This window comes from Cloacibacillus porcorum (genome assembly GCF_001701045.1).
In the GTDB taxonomy this organism is placed as follows: Bacteria; Synergistota; Synergistia; order Synergistales; family Synergistaceae; genus Cloacibacillus; species Cloacibacillus porcorum.
The window spans coordinates 1,536,183-1,556,671 of the sequence record NZ_CP016757.1 but is presented as its reverse complement, the minus strand read 5'-3'; the positions used below and the strand labels follow the sequence as shown (position 1 = coordinate 1,556,671).

Genomic DNA, 20,489 nt, shown 5'->3' with positions numbered 1-20,489 from the left:
GTAGCATTATTTATTATTTTTGCCTAACGACCGCGTCCACTCGAACATCGCGATGCTCGCGGCGACGGAGGCGTTGAGCGAGCCTGTCGTACCCTGCATCGGGATGAAACGGATATCGTCGCAGGCCTTAGCCACGGCGTTACCCAGACCTTCGCCCTCAGCGCCGACGACGATGGCGCTGCGCGGCGGCAGGTCCTCGCGGAAAAGCGTGTCGCGCCCCTCCATCGCGAGCCCCGTCACCCAAAAGTCCGCCTCCTGCAGCATCTTTATCGTCTGCGAGACGTTGCCCACCTTCACGACCGGCAGCCGCAGCGCCGCTCCGGCGCTCGTCTTCACCACCGTCCCGGTGGGCAGGCAGCCGCCGCGTTTCGGGATCATCACCGCCGCGGCTCCCGCGGCCTCCGCGCTTCTGATGACGGCGCCGAGGTTGTGCGGGTCCTGCAGGTGGTCGCAGAGAAGGATAAGCGCCGGAGACGGCGCGGCCGGCAGCGAGGCGAGCAGCTCCTCCGGCTCCCACAGCTTCATCTGCGCGGTGTAGGCCGCGACTCCCTGGTGGTTTTCTCCGTCCGTCAGCCTGTCGAGCGCCGCGCTCTCAACGTTCTGGAATATTATCCCGTTCGCGCGGCATAGCTCCGTGATCTTCGCCTTTATGTGCGGCTGGGCGCTCTTCGCGATGAGCACCTTCATACAGCGTTCGGGGTCTCCCTCCAGCAGCGCGATCACCGGGTTGCGTCCCCAGCAGATATCGCCCGCCGGCGCTCCCTCCGGCCTCTTGTCAGCCCTCTCATCGCGGCCGTGTCCTCTTCTTCTGTTATCGTTCGTCATGACCCCTCTTCATCTCCTCAAAAAACTGCGCCAGATACTTGGAGGTCGGCCCCTTCGCGCGCGCCACCTCTTCCGGCGTGCCCTTGGCGATCAGCCTTCCGCCGCCGCGGCCTCCCTCCGGCCCCAGGTCCATTATATAGTCCGAGGAGGCCAGCACGTCAAGGTTGTGCTCGATCACAAGCACGGAATTTCCCTGCTCGACAAGTTTATGGAGCAATTTCAGCAATTTCTTGACGTCCGTGTAGTGAAGCCCCGTCGTCGGTTCGTCAAGCAGATACAGCGTGTTGCCGCGGAACTTCTTGCCGAGCTCCGTCGCGAGCTTCACGCGCTGCGCCTCGCCGCCGGAGAGCGTCGGCGCGGGCTGTCCCAGCCTGATATAGCCAAGCCCAGCCTCCTGTATCACCTTCAATTTATTCGCGATTCGCGGAATGCCCGAGAAATGCTCGATCGCCTCGTCGACGGTCAGATCGAGGACGTCGGCGATCGAAAGCCCCTTGTAACGGACCTCGAGCGTCTCGCGGTTATAACGCTGCCCCTTGCAGACGTCGCACTTTACATAGACGTCCGGGAGAAAGAGCATCGAGACCTTGATCACGCCGTCGCCGTTGCAGGCCTCGCAGCGTCCGCCCTTCACGTTGAAGCTGAAGCGTCCCGGCTGATAGCCGCGCAGCTTCGACTCCTGCAGTTCGGCGTAAAACTCCCGTATCGGCGTGAAGACCCCCGTATAGGTTGCGGGGTTGGAACGCGGGGTACGCCCGATCGGGCTCTGATCGACAAGCACGATATTGCGCAGCGATTCGTAGCCGCTCACCGATTCAAACCTGCCCGGACGTTCGCGGTAGTCCTTGTCAAACTTTCCGCGCAGCCCCTTATAAAGGACCTCGTAGAGGAAGGTGCTCTTGCCCGATCCGGAGACCCCCGAAAGCGCGGCGAACACATTAAGCGGGATATCGATATTAAGCTTCTTAAGGTTGTTCTCCCTGGCGCCGCGCACCTTGATCATGCCGGAGGGCTTCCGGCGCTCAGGATGCGGACGCCAGGTGCCGTCGGCCTCGCCGCGCAGATAAAGCGCCGTGCTGGAACCGCCGCGCATCACCTCTTCGGCGCTGCCGTTGGCGATCAGCTCGCCGCCGTGCTCTCCCGCGCCGGGGCCAAGCTCGAGGATGTGGTCGGCGGCGGCCATCGTGTCGCGGTCATGCTCGACGACGAGCACGGTGTTGCCGATGTCGCGTATCGCCCTCAGCGTGTCAAGCAGCCGGTTCGTATCGCGCGGATGAAGTCCGATCGTCGGCTCGTCGAGCACATAGAGCACGCCGGTCAGCTGCGAACCTATCTGGGATGCGAGCCTGATCCGCTGGCTCTCCCCGCCGGAGAGAGTGTCGGCGCGGCGCGAGAGGCTGAGATAACCGGCCCCCACATCGTTGAGGAATGAAAGCCTCTTGCGCACCTCGACCAGCGCGATGCCGACGATCTTCTGCTCACGCTCGCCGAGCTTAAGCCCGTCAAGTTTCGTTATCAGCTCGTCAATCGGCATCTCCGTTATCTCGCCGATATTATACCCGCCGAGGGTGACGGCCAGCGCCTCGGGCTTGAGCCTCATACCCCTGCAGGTCGAACAGACGTCCTCCACGAGATAGCGCCCCAGCTCCTCTTTATAGTTTTCCGACTCGGTCTCGTTGTAGCGCTTCTCAATCCAGGGAATGAGGCCGATATACTTGCCGTTGTACTCCCAGTCGCCATTTTTCTTATCGCTGAAGGTAAGCTCAAGGACCTCGTCGGAACCGTAGAGCAGCTCATGCCGCACCTCCTCCGGAAGCTCCCTGAAGGGCTTGCCGATATCCCAGCCCTTTTTCTCCGCGAGCTTCTCCGCCTTATGCACCATATACTTCATGCTCTTCCAGGGGATAAAGCCGCCCTCGCCGAGCGGCAGCTCGGGATTGACCGCGAGCTCCGCCGAGAAATGCGAGTGAAAGCCGAGACCGCCGCAGTCGGGACAGGCTCCAAAGGGCGCGTTGAACGAAAAAAGGCGCGGTTCGATATCGGGAAGGCTGATCTGGCACTCGGGACAGATATACTTCTCCGTCAGCTCCCGGTCGGCGCTCCCCTCGGAGGCGAGCAGGATAAAGCCGTCCGAGAGCTTGAGCGCCATCTCTATCGCCTCGCTGAGACGCGAGCGGTTCTCCTCCTTGACGCGCATGCGGTCGATAAGGCACTCGATGGTATGCCGCCTCTTCTTGTCCAGCTCCACCGCCTCTTCAAGCCAGTAGAGCGTGCCGTCGATGCGCGCGCGCATATACCCCTGCTGGTGCAGCTTGAGCAGCAGGTTCCGGTACTCGCCCTTCTTGGCCTTGACCACCGGGGAAAAAATCTCCAGCGGTTTGCCGTCGTACTCCTGATAGATAAGGTCGATTATCTCGTCGACGCTGTAACGGTGCACCTCGCGGCCGCACTTTGGGCAGTGCGGCGTACCGGCGCGCCCGTAGAGCAGGCGCAGATAGTCGTATATCTCGGTGACCGTTCCCACCGTCGAACGGGGGTTGTGGTTGGAGCCCTTCTGCTCGATCGATATCGCGGGAGAGAGCCCCGAGATATCGTCGACATCCGGCTTATCAGACATTCCGAGAAACTGCCGCGCGTACGAGGAGAGCGACTCCACATAGCGCCGCTGCCCCTCGGCGTAGACCGTGTCGAAGGCCAGCGAAGACTTGCCCGAGCCGGATGGGCCCGTTACGACGACGAGCTTATTTTTTGGGATATCTGCGTTTATGTTTTTGAGGTTGTGCTGCCTTGCCCCGGTAATTCTTATTTCCTGTTCCAATCGGATTGCCGCCTTTCAGTCTCTGTATATCGTCTCTTAATTGGGCCGCCGTTTCAAAGTCCAGCTTCTCCACGGCCTCCCACATCCTTCTTTCAAGCTCCTGGATATCCTGCTCCCGCGCCTCTTCATTTGGGGTGGCGGCGCGCATGCCGGCGTAGCTGTTCTCGTTGTCGTCGAGCAGCTCGTCCGGCAGCAGGTTTTTCACGGATTTGATGATCGTCTTCGGTTCGATGTGATGCTCCTCGTTGAAGGCGGACTGCGCCACACGGCGGCGCGCTGTTTCTTTCATCGCCAAATCCATACTGTCTGTTATCCTATCGGCATATAATATCACTTTTCCCGCACTGTTGCGAGCGGCGCGGCCGATCATCTGTATCAGGGAGCGGTGCGCGCGCAGATAGCCCTCGCGGTCGGCGTCAAGGATCGCCACCAGCGAGACCTCCGGCAGGTCGATGCCCTCGCGGAGCAGGTTTACCCCCACAAGCACGGCAAAGACGCCTAGACGCAGGTCGCGCAGCAGCTCCGCGCGCTCGAAGGTGTCAAGCTCCGAGTGTATATAGCGGACCTTGATGCCGAGCTCCGCCATATATTCGGCGAGATCCTCGGCGGAGCGCTTCGTCAGCGTCGACACCAGCACGCGCTCGCCGCGGTCGACGATTGGACGGATCTCCGCGAGCAGGTCGTCGACCTGCCCCGTCGCCTTATGCACCTCCACCTCCGGGTCCGGGATGCCGGTCGGTCGTATGAGCTGCTCCACCACATGGTCAGAATGCTCGAACTCATAGTCGCCTGGGGTGGCGGAGATAAAGAGGGCGTTTTTCAGCGCCGGTTCATATTCGTCCCAGCGCAGCGGCCGGTTGTCAAGACAGGAGGGCAGGCGGAAGCCGTGCTGCACGAGGACCTCCTTGCGGGCGCGGTCGCCGTTGTACATGCCGCGTACCTGCGGCAGCGTCATATGCGATTCATCAATGAAAAAGAGCGCGTCCTGCGGAAAGAAGTCCAGCAGCGTTCCCGGCGGGTCTCCCTCCTCGCGTCCGTCAAGATATCTTGAATAGTTCTCTATGCCGGAGCAGTAGCCGACCTCAAGCAGCATCTCAAGGTCGTACTTTGTGCGCATCTTCAGCCGCTCGGCCTCAAGATACTTGCCCTCGCTCGTAAAGCGCGCGCAGCACTCCTCCATCTCCTGTTCGATGACGCCCGCCGCCCTCTGAATCGCGTCGGTGCTCGTCACATAATGCTGCGAGGGGAAGATGCCGACCTTCTCTTTCCTGAGCAGGCTCTTTCCTGATACTGGATCGATCTCGTCAATCCGCTCTATTTCGTCGTCAAAGAAGGAAATTCGCAGTGCTGTGTCGCTGTAGGCGGGGAAGATCTCCATCGTCTCGCCCCGGCTGCGGAAGGTCCCCGGCACAAGCGATACGTCGTTGCGTTCATAATAATTCTCTATGAGGCGCAGCATGAAGGCGCGGCGCTCCCACCGCTCGCCCTGCGCGAAGCGGAAGATCGCGTCCTCGTAGTTCTTCCTCTTTCCCAGTCCGTAGATACAGGAGACGCTTGCGACGACGATGACGTCGCGCCGCTCAAGCAGCGACTTGGTGGTCGCGAGACGCAGCTTTTCGATACGCTCGTTAACCGAAGAATCCTTTTCTATATAGACGTCGGAGGCGAGGATATAGGCCTCCGGCTGGTAATAATCATAGTAACTGACGAAATAATTTACGGAATTCTCGGGAAAGAACTCCTTGAACTCGCTGTAAAGCTGCGCCGCGAGAGTCTTATTGTGCGCCATCACGAGCGTGGGGCGGTTGAGCTCGGCGATGACGTTCGCCATTGTGAAGGTCTTGCCGCTGCCCGTGACGCCGAGAAGCGTCTGTCGCATCCCGTCACGTTCGCGAAAACCGCGCACGAGCTTCTCCACCGCCTGCGGCTGATCCCCCGACAGTCCGAAGGGCGCGACCAGTTTAAATTTATCCTCTGTCATCTTTTTCCTCTCTTAATTTGCACATTAGATATTTTTATCTAAAACCGTTCTATTTTAGCACAAATAGACGCTCGACGCCATTTAAGATAATTTATTATAGCAGGACAAACGTATAGATGTCAGCAAATAATAATTGTTTCCACAAAGACATATTGGACTGGCGGCTGCGAGGCGCGCCGTCTGCGCATATAAAAAACGAGCCGCCCGTGCGGGCGGCTCGCTGACCGGTCTTATCTCTCTTCGTCTATCGGGGCGTTGAAGTTCCCCGAATCGGCCTCCTCGATGTCGGGCACCTGATGAATGACCGCTTCGGCGTCCGGAGCATCGCCGTCCTCATTTTCCTTTCCCTTGTCTTCCGGCTTATCCCCGCCGTCCTGCGGTTTATCCTCCGCGGCGCTCTCGCCTGGATGTTCCTTTTTCGGATATCCGAGAAGCTCGTCAAGCTCGTCGCCCTCGAGTATCTCCTTCTCAAGCAGCAGACGCGTGATCTCTTCCAGCCGTTCGCGGTTCTCCGTGAGTATCTCCTTTGCCTTGTTCATGCTGCCGTCGACAATCGCGCGGATCTCAAGGTCTATCGTATGGGCGACCTCTTCGCTGTAGTTGCGGTCGTCGACGATATCATGGCCGAGGAATACCTCGTGCTGCTTGCGGCCAAGCGTCACCAGCCCCAGCTTGTCGCTCATGCCGAACTGCGTCACCATCTGGCGCGCGATCTGGGTGGCGCGCTCGAGGTCGTTGGAGGCGCCCGTCGTCACATCGCCGAAGCAGATAGATTCGGCTACGCGTCCGCCGAGCAGGACGCAGATCTTATCCGCGAGCTCCTGACGCGAGATGAGGAACCTGTCCTCCTCGGGAAGCTGGAGCGTATAGCCGAGCGCCATATGCCCGCGCGGGATGATCGAGATCTTGTGTACCGGGTCCGAACCCTTTATCTTCGCCGCGACGAGGGCGTGTCCCGCCTCGTGGTAGGCGATTATTTCGCGCTCTTTCTTGCTGATTATGCGGCTCTTGCGCTCCGGCCCCGCCATGACGCGGTCGATAGCCTCTTCAAATTCCGGCATGCCGAGCATTTCCTTATCGCGCCGCGCCGCGAGCAGCGCCGCCTCGTTGACGAGGTTGGCCAGGTCGGCGCCGACAAAGCCCGGCGTACGGCGCGCGATGACGTCGAGATCGACGTCGTGCTCTATCTTCATATCGCGAAGATGGACCTTGAGAATATCGCGGCGTCCGTTGACGTCGGGACGGTCCACCACCACCTGGCGGTCAAAGCGTCCCGGACGCAGCAGCGCGGGGTCGAGAATATCGGGCCTGTTGGTCGCGGCGATGAGGATTATCCCCGATCCGGCCTCAAAACCGTCCATTTCGACAAGCAGCTGGTTCAGCGTCTGTTCGCGCTCGTCATGGCCTCCACCGAGTCCTGCGCCGCGGTGACGTCCGACGGCGTCTATTTCGTCGATGAATATTATGCAGGGCTGATACTTGCGGGCCTGTTCAAAGAGGTCGCGGACGCGCGCCGCGCCGACGCCGACGAACATCTCCACAAAGTCCGAGCCGCTGATGCTGAAAAAGGGAACGTCGGCCTCGCCGGCCACCGCGCGGGAGAGAAGGGTCTTTCCCGTTCCCGGAGCGCCGAGCAGAAGCACGCCGCGCGGCACCTTGGCGCCGAGCTTTGTAAACTTCGCGGGGTCTTTAAGGAACTGTACGACCTCTTCAAGCTCCTCCTTCGACTCGTCGCAGCCCGCGACGTCGGCGAAGGTCACCTTCGGACGGTTGTCAAGGAACAGCTTGGCCTTGCTCTTCGCAAAGCCCATCACCTTGCTGCCGCCGCCCTGCATGTTATAGATGAAGTATATCCAGACGCCGATCAGAAGAAGCGTCGGCAGGAGCGACGTCAGAAGCGCCGTGAGCCACGAATTCTTCGGCGGCGGCACGACCTCGACCTCGACGCCCTTCTCCGCCACTATCGAGGGAAGCGTCGCCGCGTCGAGGATATAGGTCGTGAACTGCTTGCCGGACTTCAGCGTGCCGATAAGCTGCTCGTGGTCGATCTTGACCTTCGTCACGTTGCCGCTGTTTACCTCGCTCAGGAAGGTGCTGTAGGGCATCACTTCGTTCTGTGTCGTTTTTTTAGCGCTGTCAGGGCCCAGGAATACATTGACCAGGCTGACTACCAATACAATGAGGACGATATACATCCCCACATTTTTAGAAATTTTCTTCAATATCCATTATCCTCGCTTTCTATTTCTATGCGTTCCTCTTCTTTTCAAAAATAAAACCGCCCGCGCCCTCCGTCAGTCCAGGGGCTCGGCGATATGCACGGCCGGAAGGTGGCGGAACTGTCCCGCGTAGTCCAAGCCGTAACCGATGACAAACTCATCGGGAATGGTAAAGCCGGTATATTTGACATCCACATGCTGTGTACGGCGCTCGGCCTTGTCAAGCAGCACGCAGATCTCAAGCGACTCGGGTCCGCGCTCGCGCAGAAGCTTGCCGATGTACGAAAGCGAAAGTCCCGTGTCAAGTATATCTTCAACTATTATCACATGCTTGCCGTGGATATCCGTGCTCAGATCCTTCTGGATCTTGACCACGCCGCTGCTCTTGGTAGAGACGCCGTAGGATGATATGGCAAGGAAATCAAGCTGGGCGTCGACGTCCGGCCCTATCTCGCGTACAAGGTCGGAAAAAAATATCACGGCCCCTTTGAGAACACAGACGAAGACGACCTTCTTTCCCTTATAGTCCTCGCGTATCCTTGACCCGAGCTCCTTTACCTTCCTGCGGAGCTCCTCTTCCGAAAGCAATACTCTGCCTATTCTATACTCCAAAATTGAGCACTCCCTTTAGGGCAATAAATTGCAGCTTACAAACAATTAAGAATAATATCATATTTCGTATTATCTCGCCCACCATGGAAGCCTATTTTCGCAGGTATTTTTGCTAAAAATTTTACCCGCCTTTATATCGGCCCGGTGAAGCCAGCCGATACCGCGTTCCGAATAGCAGACCTCGATATCGCGCGCCCACTGGAAACGCCAGCATCCGCCGCGTCTCACAAGTCCCGCGAGCTCGTTCGTGCGCGCGCGTGAGAGCGCGGGCAGCGAAAGCTCCGCTCCCTGAAGGCGGAGCATCTCGGCAAGGGTAAGCTCCGGCAGCTCTTTAAGCCCGCAAGTCCGCCAGGCGGCAAGCGCCGGCGGCTGATTAAAGGCGATCTTCGATATCTCCCCGCGCGCCGCGCTCTCCTTGGCCTCCACCTCGGCGCTCACCTGCTTCGCGAGGCCGAGCATCACGCCCTCAAAACCGGAGTTGAGGTTCTCCTTTATCCAGGGGATGAGTATGTTTCGCACCTTGTTGCGGGTGTAATCCGATTCGTCGTTGGTGAAATCGTCGCGCCAGGAGACGCCGTTTTCCCGCAGTATCCGCCGCAGCTCTTCGCGGCTGAAGTCTATCACCGGGCGCACGATATTGCCGCGCACCTCCGGTATCCCCCGCAGCCCGGCAAGCCCGCTGCCGCGCGCGAGGTTCATCAGCTGGGTCTCCACCACGTCGTCGGAGTTGTGGCCGACGGCGATATATGGCAGTCCAAGCCGCGCCGCCGTCTCATAAAAATGTTCGTAGCGCGCGCGCCGCCCCGCCATTTCAAAGGACTCTCCGCTCTCGCGGCAGTGGTGGACGTCAGTGACCTTGACGGCGCACTCTATCCCCCAGCTCTCGCAGAGCTCCCGCACAAATATGGCGTCCTCATGCGAGCCGCCATCCCGGGTACAATGATCGAGATGCGCCGCCGCCAGACGCCCTTTAAAAAAATTTTTCAGCAGCCAAAGCATCGCCACGGAATCGCCGCCGCCCGAAAGGGCGCAGACGATGCCGGAGGCCTCCGCCCACCCCTGACGCGAGGCGGCGGCGAGAAACTTTCGCCTATAATCCATCGGCGGCCTCCGCCGCCCTCTTTCCGTAATCGCACCACGCCGCGAGCGTACAGCGGGCGCAGTCTGGCTTTCGCGCGCTGCATATGCCGCGGCCGTGTTCGAGGAAATTCAGGTGGCCGCCGCGAAAACGCTCCTGCGGCAGCGCCTCCTCGAGCCGCGCCTGTATCTTATCCGGCGGATTCTTCTCGTCGGCCCAGCCGAAGCGCTTGCTGAGCCGCGTGATATGCGTATCGACGGGAAATCCCGGCAGCCCGAGGTCGAAGCATTCGACGATCGCCGAGGTCTTGGGTCCCACGCCCGGCAGCGAGGTCAGGTACTCGCGCACCTCCGGCTGCCGCCAGCTGCGGAGCTCCTTCAGCGTATAACCGCCGAACCGCTCCTTCACCGCCGCCAATATCTGTTGGATACGGGCGGGCTTCGTGCTGCTCATCCCCGCGATGCGCAGCACCTCCTTAAGCTCCTCAAGGTCGGCCTGCGCCACCTCGTCCCAGGAGGAATAGGTGGCCTTCATCTTCGCGAAGGCCTTGTCGCGCAGCTTATCGTTGGTATTCTGCGAAAGTATCGTCAATATCAGGTCGTCAAGCGGCTCCTCATACCAGAAGTCGGACGCGGGGCGCGCCTCGTTGCCGTAGAGCGCCTCCAAACCGTCGAGTATCTCCTGTACATGGTGGATGACAGCCATTATTCCGCCTCTTTCGCCTCCGGAGCCTCTTTGTCCTTGCTCTCCGCCGGCTCCGTCTTCTTCTTTCCCCGCTTTTTGGGCGGGTCGACACGGTCCGTCATGACCTTCTTGTAACGGAAAGAGCGCTCAAGCCAGCCCTCAAGGGCCGCCTGCACGCGCCCGTGGACGCTCTTCTTCGGATACTGCCCCTTCTCGTCCATTTTTCCCGCGGGGATGCCCGTAAGTATCTCTATCCCCTCGTCTATGGTCGAAATGCTCCATATATGGAACCTGTTTTTCCTCACCGCCTCCGTCACCTCATGGTTCAGCATGAGATGCTGCTCGTTCTGCACGGGAATGATCACCCCCTGCTTTCCCGTGAGGCCGCGCGCCTTGCAGTAGCGGAAAAAGCCCTCTATCTTCTCGTTGACGCCGCCGATCGGCTGAATGAATCCCATCTGGTCGACGGAGCCGGTGACCGCGATCCCCTGACTGAGCGGGATACCGGCGATCGCCGATATCAGGCAGTAAAGCTCCGTGGACGAGGCGCTGTCGCCCTCGATCCCGCCGTAGGTCTGCTCAAAGGCGATACGGGCGCTGACGGAGAGCGGGAATTCCCGCGCGTACATCCGTCCGAGATAGCTCGTGAGTATCATCAGCCCCTTGTTGTGTATCGGGCCGGTCATGCTCACCTCGCGTTCGATGTTGACGACGCCCTCCGCCCCCATAAATACGTTGGCGGTTATGCGAACCGGCGAGCCGAAAGAATGGTCTATCAGCTGCGAGACGGTGAGGCCGTTTATCTGGCCTACGACCTCGCCCTCGGTGTCGATGCGGATGACGCCCTTGCGGTACTCCTCAAGAACCTTGTCCTCCCACATATCGGCGCGGAAGACCTTCTCCTCAAGGGCCTTGCGCACATGGTCGACGCCGACGAGCTTCTTGCCGCCGGCCTTCGCGCAGGCCGTCGACTCGACCAGGATCTCGGCGATCTTATTAAGCTGCGTCGAAAGCTTGTTCCGGTCCTCCGCGAGACGCGAGGCCCATTCGATGACCTCGCCGACGGCGGCCGCGGTAAAGTTGAGCCGGCCCTCGCGCGCGACGAAGCCCGCGATAAACTGCGCGATCTGATACTCGCTCTCGGCGGTGCGCGGCATCTCCGAGTCAAACTCGGCCTTTATCTTAAAAACCTTCTGGAACTCGGGGTCATATATATTGAGCAGATAGTAAAGGTAGGGGGTGCCTACGATCACCACCTTCATATCAATCGGTATCGGCTCCGGACGCAGCGAGGATACCGGTATATAACCGAGCTGCTCGCCGAGATTCTCTATCGAGAGCTCACGGTAGCGCAGGACTCGCTTCAGCACATCCCAGGACATAAACTGGCGCAGCAGCTCGTCGGCGTCCAGCAGCAGGAAGCCGCCGTTCGCGCGGTGCATCGCGCCGGGGGTGATGCGGCGGAAATCCGTATAAAGATTCCCCTGCCGGTTTTCATAATCCACCTTGCCTACGAGGTTATAGTAAATGGGGTTCGTCTCGCAGATCACGGGAGCGCCGTCGTTCGGATTATTGGAGACGAAGGCGTTCACCTCATAGCGGGAGAAGTCTACCTCGGCGGCGTCGTCGCGCACGGCGGCGAGGAATACGTTGAAATTGGCGATAAGATCCTCCGTGAGCTCGTCGAGCCACTTCGCGAGCTTCTCGTTGGGCATGTGCTTGCCGCGCAGCTCCGTAAGGATGGGCGCGATCGCCACCCGGCAGATCTGGCTCTCCAGCTCCTTGATCTTCTCCTTGAGCTCCTTTTCCCGCTCGCGGATGAGACGCAGCTTCTCCAGCGTCTTCTGCGAAATCTCCTCGGAGACCTTCTGCAGCGCCTCCTGCTCCGTCTCAGAGAGCTTTTCAAACTCCTCCTGCTGCATCTCGCGGCGGACGAGCTGTTTTTCTCCCTCTTCGTCCTTTTTCTCGGCTTCGCCCTGTCCCTCTTCGTTTGAGGGCAGCGGCGGCGCCATTATCAGCGGCAGATTGACAAAGCCCTGCGGCGTGCGCTTGATCGCGAAATCCTTCGATTCCGCCCACTTCCGCAGCTCCTCCATAATCGCGTTGACCTCGTCCTGGAAGGACTTCACCAGCTGCGCCTTGTTATCCTCGAATTCGTTGTTGTCGAAGGCCTTCGCGAGCGCCGTCTTGATATCCTCGATCGCGTCCTCGGCGTCCTTCGCAAGATCGCGCCCCTTGCCGGCGGGCAGATTTATCGCCAGCGGCAGACTCGGGTCGTCGAAATTATAGACATACACCCAGTCGTCCGGCGCGGGCATATCGGCGGCGGCGCGTTTCAGCTCCTCCAGCGCGTAGGTGGTGCGGCCGCATCCCGGCTCGCCGACCATAAAAATGTTATACCCCTTGCTCTGCACCGAGAGGCCAAAGCCGACGGAACGCACGGCGCGCTCCTGCCCGATCAGCCCCGTGAGCTTATCCAGCCCCTTTGTCGTTTTAAAGCCAAGGGCCTCCAGGTCGGCCGAACGGCGAAGTCTGTCGGCGGAAAGTTGTTTATCCTTTATGAGAGACATTAAGCTCCTCCTGATCGTTTTCGGTTTTATGTTCAAAGAAATGCCCGCCCGCGGCCCGCCAAAGGCAGGCTCCTGCGGCGCAGGCACCACAACATACCTAATCTATAACAAATGTTAATATTAGTCAAAGGGAAATTTTCTCATCGAGCCTCTACGGCAAAAAATTTTGCGGTATTTATAAAAAGGTACGGACAAAAATAAAGAGAACAACCAAAGCTGTCCTCTTTTCAATCTCGATTTCTTATATAAAATATTGATATGATATAAAGAAATACTGCTGGAGTTAGATTTTCTCTACGTCGGAAGCCTGGGGACCCTTGCTGCCCTGGGTAATCTCGAAGCTTACTTTCTGACCCTCGTCAAGTGTTTTGAAACCGTCGCCCTGGATAGCGCTGAAGTGGACAAATACATCGTTGCCTTCGTCAGTTGTGATGAATCCATAACCCTTCGTTGCGTTAAACCATTTTACTGTGCCGTTGCTTTTCAAGGTGTTGCCTCCCAACAGGAAATATTTATGGCATCGGCTTGTGCCGACTTTCATACCTTATACTTTTATGCACAGCTTGTCAAGGTCATTTACTTAATTTTCAGCTTATTTAGCGATTTTTCATAAAGCTAAGCAATATTTCTGAACCAACGAATCATAAACTAAGTAATATTTAGAGAATGCAATTATAGTTTAAAAATAGACGATTTATTCTTCTGTGGAAAATGCCTAGAAAAATTTCTCATAAAAGTACCGTTAAAACTATTGTTTGATGTTAATTGATGTACTATAATATCTCCGTAACATCAGTATTGGTTAAATATTATTCCCAGGAGGGATATGATAGATATGGATATGAATAAACTGACACAGAAATCGCAGGAGGCCTTCTACGAGGCGCAGAATATCGCCGTCCGCCACGGACATCAGGAGGTGGACGCCGAAAATCTCGCGCTCGCTCTGCTGCGGCAGGAGAACGGGCTCATCCCGCGTCTCTTCGACAAAATGAACATCCCGGTGGAGAGCCTCGCCGGCGCCATCGAAAACGAGCTCAACAAAAAACCGCGCGTATCGGGGGCGGGACAGGAGACGGGCAAGATATACGTCTCCCAGCGCCTCTCCAAAATCCTTGTCAGGGCTGAGGACGAAGCCAACGGGCTAAAGGACGAATACATCTCCGTCGAACACCTCTTCCTCGCAATACTCTACGAGACAAAGGGCGCCCCTCTCGGCAGGATCTTTGAGACCTTCGGCATCACCCCCGAAAAATTCCTCAAGACCCTCTCCGAGGTGCGCGGCAACCAGCGCGTCACCAGCGACAACCCCGAGGACACCTACGACGCGCTGGAGAAATACGGGCGCGACCTCGTGAAGGCGGCGCGTGAAAACAAGCTCGACCCCGTCATCGGGCGTGACGAGGAGATACGCCGCACCATCCGCATACTGAGCCGCAAGACGAAGAACAACCCCGTGCTCATCGGCGAGCCGGGCGTCGGCAAGACGGCCATCGCCGAGGGGCTAGCGATCCGCATCATGCGCGGGGACGTGCCGGAAAACCTCAAGGACCGCATCATCTTCGCGCTCGACATGGGCTCCCTCATCGCGGGCGCCAAATTCCGCGGTGAATTTGAGGAACGCCTGAAGGCCGTCCTCGACGAGGTGAAAAAGAGCGAGGGACGCATCATCCTCTTCATCGACGAGCTGCATACCATTGTGGGGGCGGGCAAGACCGACGGCGCGCTCGACGCGGGCAACATGCTCAAGCCGCTGCTGGCGCGCGGAGAACTGCACTGCATCGGCGCGACGACGCTTGAGGAATACCGCCAGTACATCGAGAAGGACGCCGCCCTTGAACGGCGCTTCCAGCCCGTCATCGTGGAGCCGCCGAGCGTCGAGGACACGGTATCCATCCTGCGCGGCCTCAAAGAGCGCTTCCAGGTGCACCACGGCGTAAGGATTCAGGACAGCGCGCTCGTCGCGGCGGCGACGCTCTCAAACCGCTACATCACGGACCGCTTCCTGCCCGACAAGGCCATCGACCTTATCGACGAAGCCTGCGCGATGATACGCACAGACATCGATTCCCTGCCGACGGACCTCGACTCGGTCAACCGCCGCGTAATGCAGCTGGAGATCGAAGAGGCGGCGCTGAAGCTCGAAAAAGACAAGGCGAGCAAAGAACGGCTCGACGCCCTCCAGAAAGAGCTCGCCGACGCCAAGGAGCACGCCAACACCCTGCGGGCGCAGTATGAGGTAGAAAAAGAGAACATCGTCAAAATACGCTCGATGCGCGAAGAGATCGAAAAGGTGCGCCACCAGATAGACGAGGCGGAGCGTAATTACGACCTCAACCTCGCCGCCCAGCTCCGTTACGGCACCCTCAACAAACTTGAGGGCGACCTCAAGATAGAGGAGGAAAACCTCAGCGGCATCGAGGGCGGCGGTCCGAAACTGCTGCGCGAAGAGGTCACCGAAGAGGAGATCGCCGAGATCGTCGCTAAATGGACCGGCATCCCCGTCACGCGCCTCGTAGAGGGAGAGCGCGAGAAACTGCTCCACCTCGACGCGGTGCTCCACGAGCGCGTCGTCGGACAGGACGAGGCCGTCAATCTGGTGGCCGACGCCGTCCTGCGCGCGCGCTCCGGCATCAAAGACCCGAAGCGCCCGATAGGCTCCTTCATCTTCCTCGGTCCCACCGGCGTCGGAAAAACGGAGCTGGCGAGGGCCCTCGCGGAATCGCTCTTTGACTCCGAGGACAACATCGTGCGCATCGACATGTCGGAATACATGGAAAAGCACTCCGTCTCCCGCCTTGTGGGAGCGCCTCCGGGATACATCGGCTACGAGGAGGGCGGACAGCTCACCGAGGCGGTGCGCCGCCATCCATACTCCGTGGTGCTCTTTGACGAGATAGAGAAGGCGCACCCCGACGTATTCAACATCATGCTGCAGATCCTCGACGACGGACGCGTGACGGACAGCCACGGGCGCACGGTGAACTTCAAAAACTGCGTCATCATCATGACCAGCAACATCGGCGCGCAGATACTGATCGACGGCATGGACGACGACGGCAAACTCGCCGAGGGCGCGGTGGAAGAGGTCATGGGGCTTATGCGCACCAAATTCCGCCCCGAATTCCTCAACCGCGTGGACGAGATGATCTGCTTCAAACCGCTGACGCTGAAAGACATCCGCCAGATAGTGCGCCTCATCCTCAGACAGCTCGAACTGAGGCTGCATGACCGCAATATCAGCCTCGAACTTACCGACGGAGCCCTCGACGTCTGCGCGAAAAACGGCTACGACCCCATCTACGGGGCGCGTCCGCTCAAGCGTTACGTCCAGAAGGCCCTCGAGACGCGTATCGCGCGCGCCATCATCGCGGGAGACATCCGCGACGGCGGCACGATCCACGTCGTCGAAAAAGACGGGGCGATCGACATGCGGTTCGAGAACCACAAAACCGACTGATAGAAGCCGGTATCCAGCAGGAAGATAAACCGGGTGTAAAAAGCCCGGTTTTTATTTATAATATCCAACGTATTATCATTAAGGAGGAAAAGTTATGGCTGAAAAAATGGAATTCCAAAGCGAGGCTAAACAGGTTCTGGAGTTAATGATTAACTCCGTCTACTCAAACCCCGACATCTTCGTGCGCGAACTGATATCGAACGCCTCCGACGCGATCGACAAACTGCGCATAGAGAGCCTGAGCCATCCGGAGCTCGCCGAATACGCGAAAAACGGACGCATCGACATCACGATAGACAAAAAGGCGGGGACGCTCACCATCTCCGACAACGGCATCGGCATGGACAGGGACGACCTCGTCTCATACCTCGGCACAATCGCGCGCAGCGGCACCGGCGAATTCATCCGCGCGATGCAGGAGGCCAAAAACGGCGCGAACAGCGACCTCATAGGGCAGTTTGGCGTTGGCTTCTACTCCAGCTTTATCGCCGCCGACCGCGTCACCGTCGAGACGCTGAAGGCCGGAGGCAGCGAAAGCTGGAAGTGGGAATCGACCGGCGACGGCACCTACACGATCGACGGCGGCAGCCGCGCGGGCCACGGAAGCTCAATCACCCTCCACATGAAAAAGGAGGAGCAGTCGGGCGACGACCACGACATCACGAAGGATTACCTCTCGGAGTGGACGCTGCGCGGCATCATCAAAGAATACTCCGATTTCGTCACCTATCCGATCTACCTCACCGACGTTGAGAAAGAAAAGAAAGAGGATGAAAAAGAGGAGCCCGTCAACTCGATGAAGGCCCTCTGGACGCGCCCGCAGAAGGATATCAGCGACGACGAGTTCAACGACTTCTACCGCCACATCTCGCACGACTGGGAAAACCCGCTCGAGCGCATCTACTACAAGGCGGAGGGCACGAGCGAATTCCGCGCGCTGCTCTTCATCCCCTCGCGCCCGCCGATGGACCTCTTCTACCAGGACGGCAAACACGGGGTACAGCTCTACATCCGCCGCGTATTCATCATGAACGACTGCAAAGATCTGATCCCCGAATACATGCGCTTCATCAAGGGCGTCGTGGACTCCGAGGACCTCTCGCTCAACGTCTCGCGCGAGATGCTCCAGCAGGACCGCCAGACGGCGCAGATCAAGAACAGCCTCGTAAAGAAGATCCTCGACACCCTGCACAAGATGCGGAAGGACCAGCCCGACAGCTACAACAAGTTCTGGCAGACCTTCGGCGTCGTCCTTAAAGAGGGCATCATCTCCGATCTGCGCCACCGCGAGGATATCATGAAACTCTGCCTCTTCGACGTCTCGGAGGGCGACAAGACGACGCTCGAAGATTACCTCATCAACATGCCCGCGGGCCAGGACAAAATATACTACCTCGCCGGTTCGTCGCTCAAAAACCTTAAAAACTCCCCGAAACTCGAGGCCTTCAAAAAGAAAGGCATCAAAGTGCTGCTCCTCGGCGACCCCGTGGACGAGATATGGGTAAACCACGCGCGTAAATTCGACAAATACGACTTCGTCTCCGCCGCCGCCGAAAACCTCATGCTGCCGGAGGGGGAAAAAGAGGAGAAAAAAGACTCCGAGATCGAAAAGAGCGGCCTCGTGAAAAAGCTTAAAGATGCGCTCGGCTCGCTCGTGGAAGACGTCAAAGTCTCCGACCGCCTCGTGGATTCGCCGGTCTGCTTCGTGCAGAAGGGCGAGGAGATATCGCCGCAGATGAGGAACCTCTTCCGCTCGATGGGACAGGAGGTCCCCGAGGAAAAGCGCGTCATGGAGATCAACCCCGACAACGCCCTCATCAAAAAGATCGCCGACGAGTCGGAGAAAGAAAACTTCAACGCCGAAGACTGGTCGCACCTGCTCATGGGCCTCGCCTCGATCGCCGACGGCGAGCCGGTGCCCGACGGACAGCAGTTCACGAACCTCGTCAGCAAACTGTTGGAGAAATAAACGGACTGAATACATAACAGACAACAAGCACATATAGCAACTAACTCTTCATAAATCAATAAAGACAAGAGATAGGCAGTGCTTGTTGTTTGTTATGGCATCTCCAAATTATAGAGCTATCCTCGTATTTTTTATCAATCCATAAAAAATAAACCAATGCTATAATTTCCATGGATTACCAAAAAATGAGGTGAAGCTGATGAGGCTCGACGTAAAAAAAACAATCTTTGCAATAGTTTTTGTATTATGCTTTTTTGTTTCCATATTCTTTTTTACACAAGATTCTAAGAACACCTCGTATGAAAAAGCGGTTTCTCTATACGGAAATGGAGACTATTACAGAGCTTTCAAGATCTTTAAAAAAGTAGCTAATGATGGTGACGCTAATGCTATGTATGACTTGGGGACTATGTACGAAAAAGGGGAGGGAATATCTCAGAATTATGAAGAAGCTTTAAAGTGGTTCAAGAAAGCAGTAGAAGCCGGTAATGCTGATGCAATATACCACATGAAAGCCTTGGAACTCTTTGCAAGAGCAACGAATGAAGGCGATGTCATTGCCATGTATATTTTGGGGAACATGTACAAAAATGGAGATGGCATGCCACAAGATTATCAAGAAAGCATGAAGTGGTTCAAGAAAGCTGCAGATGCCGGTAATAGTGACGCTATGTTCGGTATAGGCCTCATGTACAACAACGGGGAAGGTGTCACACAAGACTATAAAAATGCCATGAAGTGGTTCAAGAAAGCTGCAGATGCCGGTAATAGTGACGCTATGTTCGGCATAGGCTTTATGTACAACAACGGGGAAGGTGTCACGCAAGACTATAAAAATGCCATGAAGTGGTATAAAAAGGCAGCTGACGCCGGTAATGCCAACGCTATGAATAATATTGGAATCATGTACAACAATGGGGCAGGTATCACGCAAGACTATAAAAATGCCATGAAGTGGTATAAAAAGGCAGCTGACGCCGGTAATGCCAACGCTATGAATAACATTGGAATCATGTACAAAAACGGGGAAGGTGTCACGCGAGACTATAAAAATGCCATGAAGTGGTATAAAAAGGCAGCTAACATTGGTAATGACAACGCCATGAATAACATTGGAATCATGTACAACAACGGGGAAGGTGTCACGCGAGACTATAAAAATGCCATGAAGTGGTATAAAAAGGCAGCTGACGCTGGTAATGTGTACGCTATGAATAATATTGGGCGCATGTATCACCATGGTTATGGTGTTCCTCAAGATTATGATGAAGCAAGAAGATGGTACAAAGCGGCGCTGGACAAAGATAAAAATAATCAGACAGCAATAAATGAGTTGGCAAAACTACCTCCGGATAAAGAGCTTCAAGAAATGATTATAAAGAATTTAAAAAACACCAGATTTTCTGATAACGGTGCGTCTTTGGGAGAATTGGCGGATAATACGTTAAAACAAGCGAAATGGAAATATGAAAGAAAAGATCTTAATGGCTTTGAGGTCATTTCGCTTAAAGGCTATTACGAAACGGTCCTGCATGGAGTAGCAAAAATCAAGGTATATTTTTATGTTAAATGGAGTGACAAAAGAGGTCAATATTGGCCAATCCAAGTTTTTCATACAATAAATGATGAATTTCGCCCTAATGCAGGTTTCCCTACATGGATGGAATATGAATTGGATTTATAATTAAATAATAAAAGCAAAACTTCTAAAATAGAAGGAGGGAACTTTATGGCATTACAACAAGGACTTGAACCTTTAATTTTTTATGATTCTGAGATTTTAGTATTGGGATTATTCCCCGGCAATATTTCACTGGCCAAAGGCGAATATTATAGTGACCCTAATAATGCTTTCTGGGATGTGTTATATGGGGTATGGGACATGAATCCTGTTAGACAAGATTATAACGATAAAAAAATGTTCCTTCAAAAGCATAAATTAGCGTTATGGACTATTTTTGCCCAAGCAGAAAGAAACGGTTCCACGAATAAGGAGACAAGAGGCTATACTCTGGCCGATATAGAGTCGCTACTGAATAAATACAGGACTATCAAAAAAGTTATTTTTAATGGTAAATGTAGTGTTTTTGAAAAAGGAAAACATGACTTCAAAAAACAATACAGCTACTTCAACAAGATATTCACAAATCTTGGCATATCGCATATAGTCCTTAACTCGACCAGTGGAAAAAACACACATCTTACACGTGAAAAAAAAATTAATGAATGGAGAGTAGCATTCGCGGACCTTCGACTCGTATAAAAATTTATAA

The 20,489-nt window shown here is 56.3% G+C and carries 13 protein-coding genes; 4 read left to right on the top strand and 9 right to left on the bottom strand.

Annotated elements, in window-relative coordinates; genetic code table 11:
- Positions 1 to 6: 6 nt before the first annotated feature.
- The 9 genes from rlmB to BED41_RS06915 all read right to left on the bottom strand — a co-directional run bounded on the left by rlmB (position 7) and on the right by BED41_RS06915 (position 13,274).
- A complete protein-coding gene (rlmB, locus tag BED41_RS06955) occupies positions 7 to 825 on the bottom strand; it encodes a 23S rRNA (guanosine(2251)-2'-O)-methyltransferase RlmB (protein WP_066744359.1) in 819 nt (272 codons plus the stop codon).
- Positions 812 to 3,643: an excinuclease ABC subunit UvrA gene (uvrA, locus tag BED41_RS06950; RefSeq protein WP_066744357.1), complete on the bottom strand. Its 2,832-nt coding sequence runs from the start codon at positions 3,641 to 3,643 to the stop codon at positions 812 to 814. Before uvrA ends, rlmB begins: the two co-directional genes overlap by 14 nt.
- On the bottom strand, positions 3,567 to 5,624 hold the full coding sequence (uvrB, locus tag BED41_RS06945) for an excinuclease ABC subunit UvrB (protein WP_066744355.1): 2,058 nt from the start codon (positions 5,622 to 5,624) through the stop codon (positions 3,567 to 3,569). Before uvrB ends, uvrA begins: the two co-directional genes overlap by 77 nt.
- A 230-nt stretch (positions 5,625 to 5,854) precedes the next feature.
- On the bottom strand, positions 5,855 to 7,846 hold the full coding sequence (gene ftsH / locus BED41_RS06940) for an ATP-dependent zinc metalloprotease FtsH (protein WP_066744353.1): 1,992 nt from the start codon (positions 7,844 to 7,846) through the stop codon (positions 5,855 to 5,857).
- Positions 7,847 to 7,918: 72 nt separating this feature from the next.
- Positions 7,919 to 8,455 (bottom strand): hypoxanthine phosphoribosyltransferase, encoded by a 537-nt coding sequence (gene hpt, locus BED41_RS06935; protein ID WP_066744351.1) that lies wholly within the window; start codon positions 8,453 to 8,455, stop codon positions 7,919 to 7,921.
- A 69-nt stretch (positions 8,456 to 8,524) separates the two neighbouring features.
- A complete protein-coding gene (gene tilS / locus BED41_RS06930) occupies positions 8,525 to 9,556 on the bottom strand; it encodes a tRNA lysidine(34) synthetase TilS (RefSeq protein WP_066744349.1) in 1,032 nt (343 codons plus the stop codon).
- Positions 9,546 to 10,238, bottom strand: a complete 693-nt coding sequence (locus BED41_RS06925) for an endonuclease III domain-containing protein (protein ID WP_066744343.1) — start codon at positions 10,236 to 10,238, stop codon at positions 9,546 to 9,548. The genes tilS and BED41_RS06925 overlap by 11 nt, the downstream gene beginning before the upstream one ends.
- Positions 10,238 to 12,787, bottom strand: coding sequence for a Lon protease family protein (locus tag BED41_RS06920; protein WP_066744341.1), 2,550 nt, complete (start codon positions 12,785 to 12,787; stop codon positions 10,238 to 10,240). Before BED41_RS06920 ends, BED41_RS06925 begins: the two co-directional genes overlap by 1 nt.
- Before the next feature lie 283 nt (positions 12,788 to 13,070).
- Positions 13,071 to 13,274 (bottom strand): cold-shock protein, encoded by a 204-nt coding sequence (locus tag BED41_RS06915; RefSeq protein WP_034442600.1) that lies wholly within the window; start codon positions 13,272 to 13,274, stop codon positions 13,071 to 13,073.
- Between the two features lie 348 nt (positions 13,275 to 13,622).
- Between BED41_RS06915 and clpB the strand changes: the two genes are divergently transcribed.
- The 4 genes from clpB (at position 13,623) to BED41_RS06895 (ending at position 20,479) form a co-directional block, all read left to right on the top strand.
- Complete coding sequence (gene clpB, locus BED41_RS06910) at positions 13,623 to 16,247, top strand: ATP-dependent chaperone ClpB (protein WP_066749067.1); 2,625 nt, start codon at positions 13,623 to 13,625, stop codon at positions 16,245 to 16,247.
- Positions 16,248 to 16,341: 94 nt separating this feature from the next.
- Complete coding sequence (htpG, locus tag BED41_RS06905) at positions 16,342 to 18,216, top strand: molecular chaperone HtpG (RefSeq protein ID WP_066744339.1); 1,875 nt, start codon at positions 16,342 to 16,344, stop codon at positions 18,214 to 18,216.
- 199 nt (positions 18,217 to 18,415) lie between these two features.
- Entirely contained in the window at positions 18,416 to 19,900 is a 1,485-nt protein-coding gene (locus tag BED41_RS06900; RefSeq protein WP_066744337.1) for an SEL1-like repeat protein, read from the top strand.
- 45 nt (positions 19,901 to 19,945) lie between these two features.
- Positions 19,946 to 20,479 carry a DNA-deoxyinosine glycosylase gene (locus BED41_RS06895; RefSeq protein WP_066744336.1) on the top strand — a complete coding sequence of 178 codons (534 nt, stop codon included), beginning with the start codon at positions 19,946 to 19,948 and terminating at the stop codon, positions 20,477 to 20,479.
- Positions 20,480 to 20,489 lie beyond the last annotated feature (10 nt).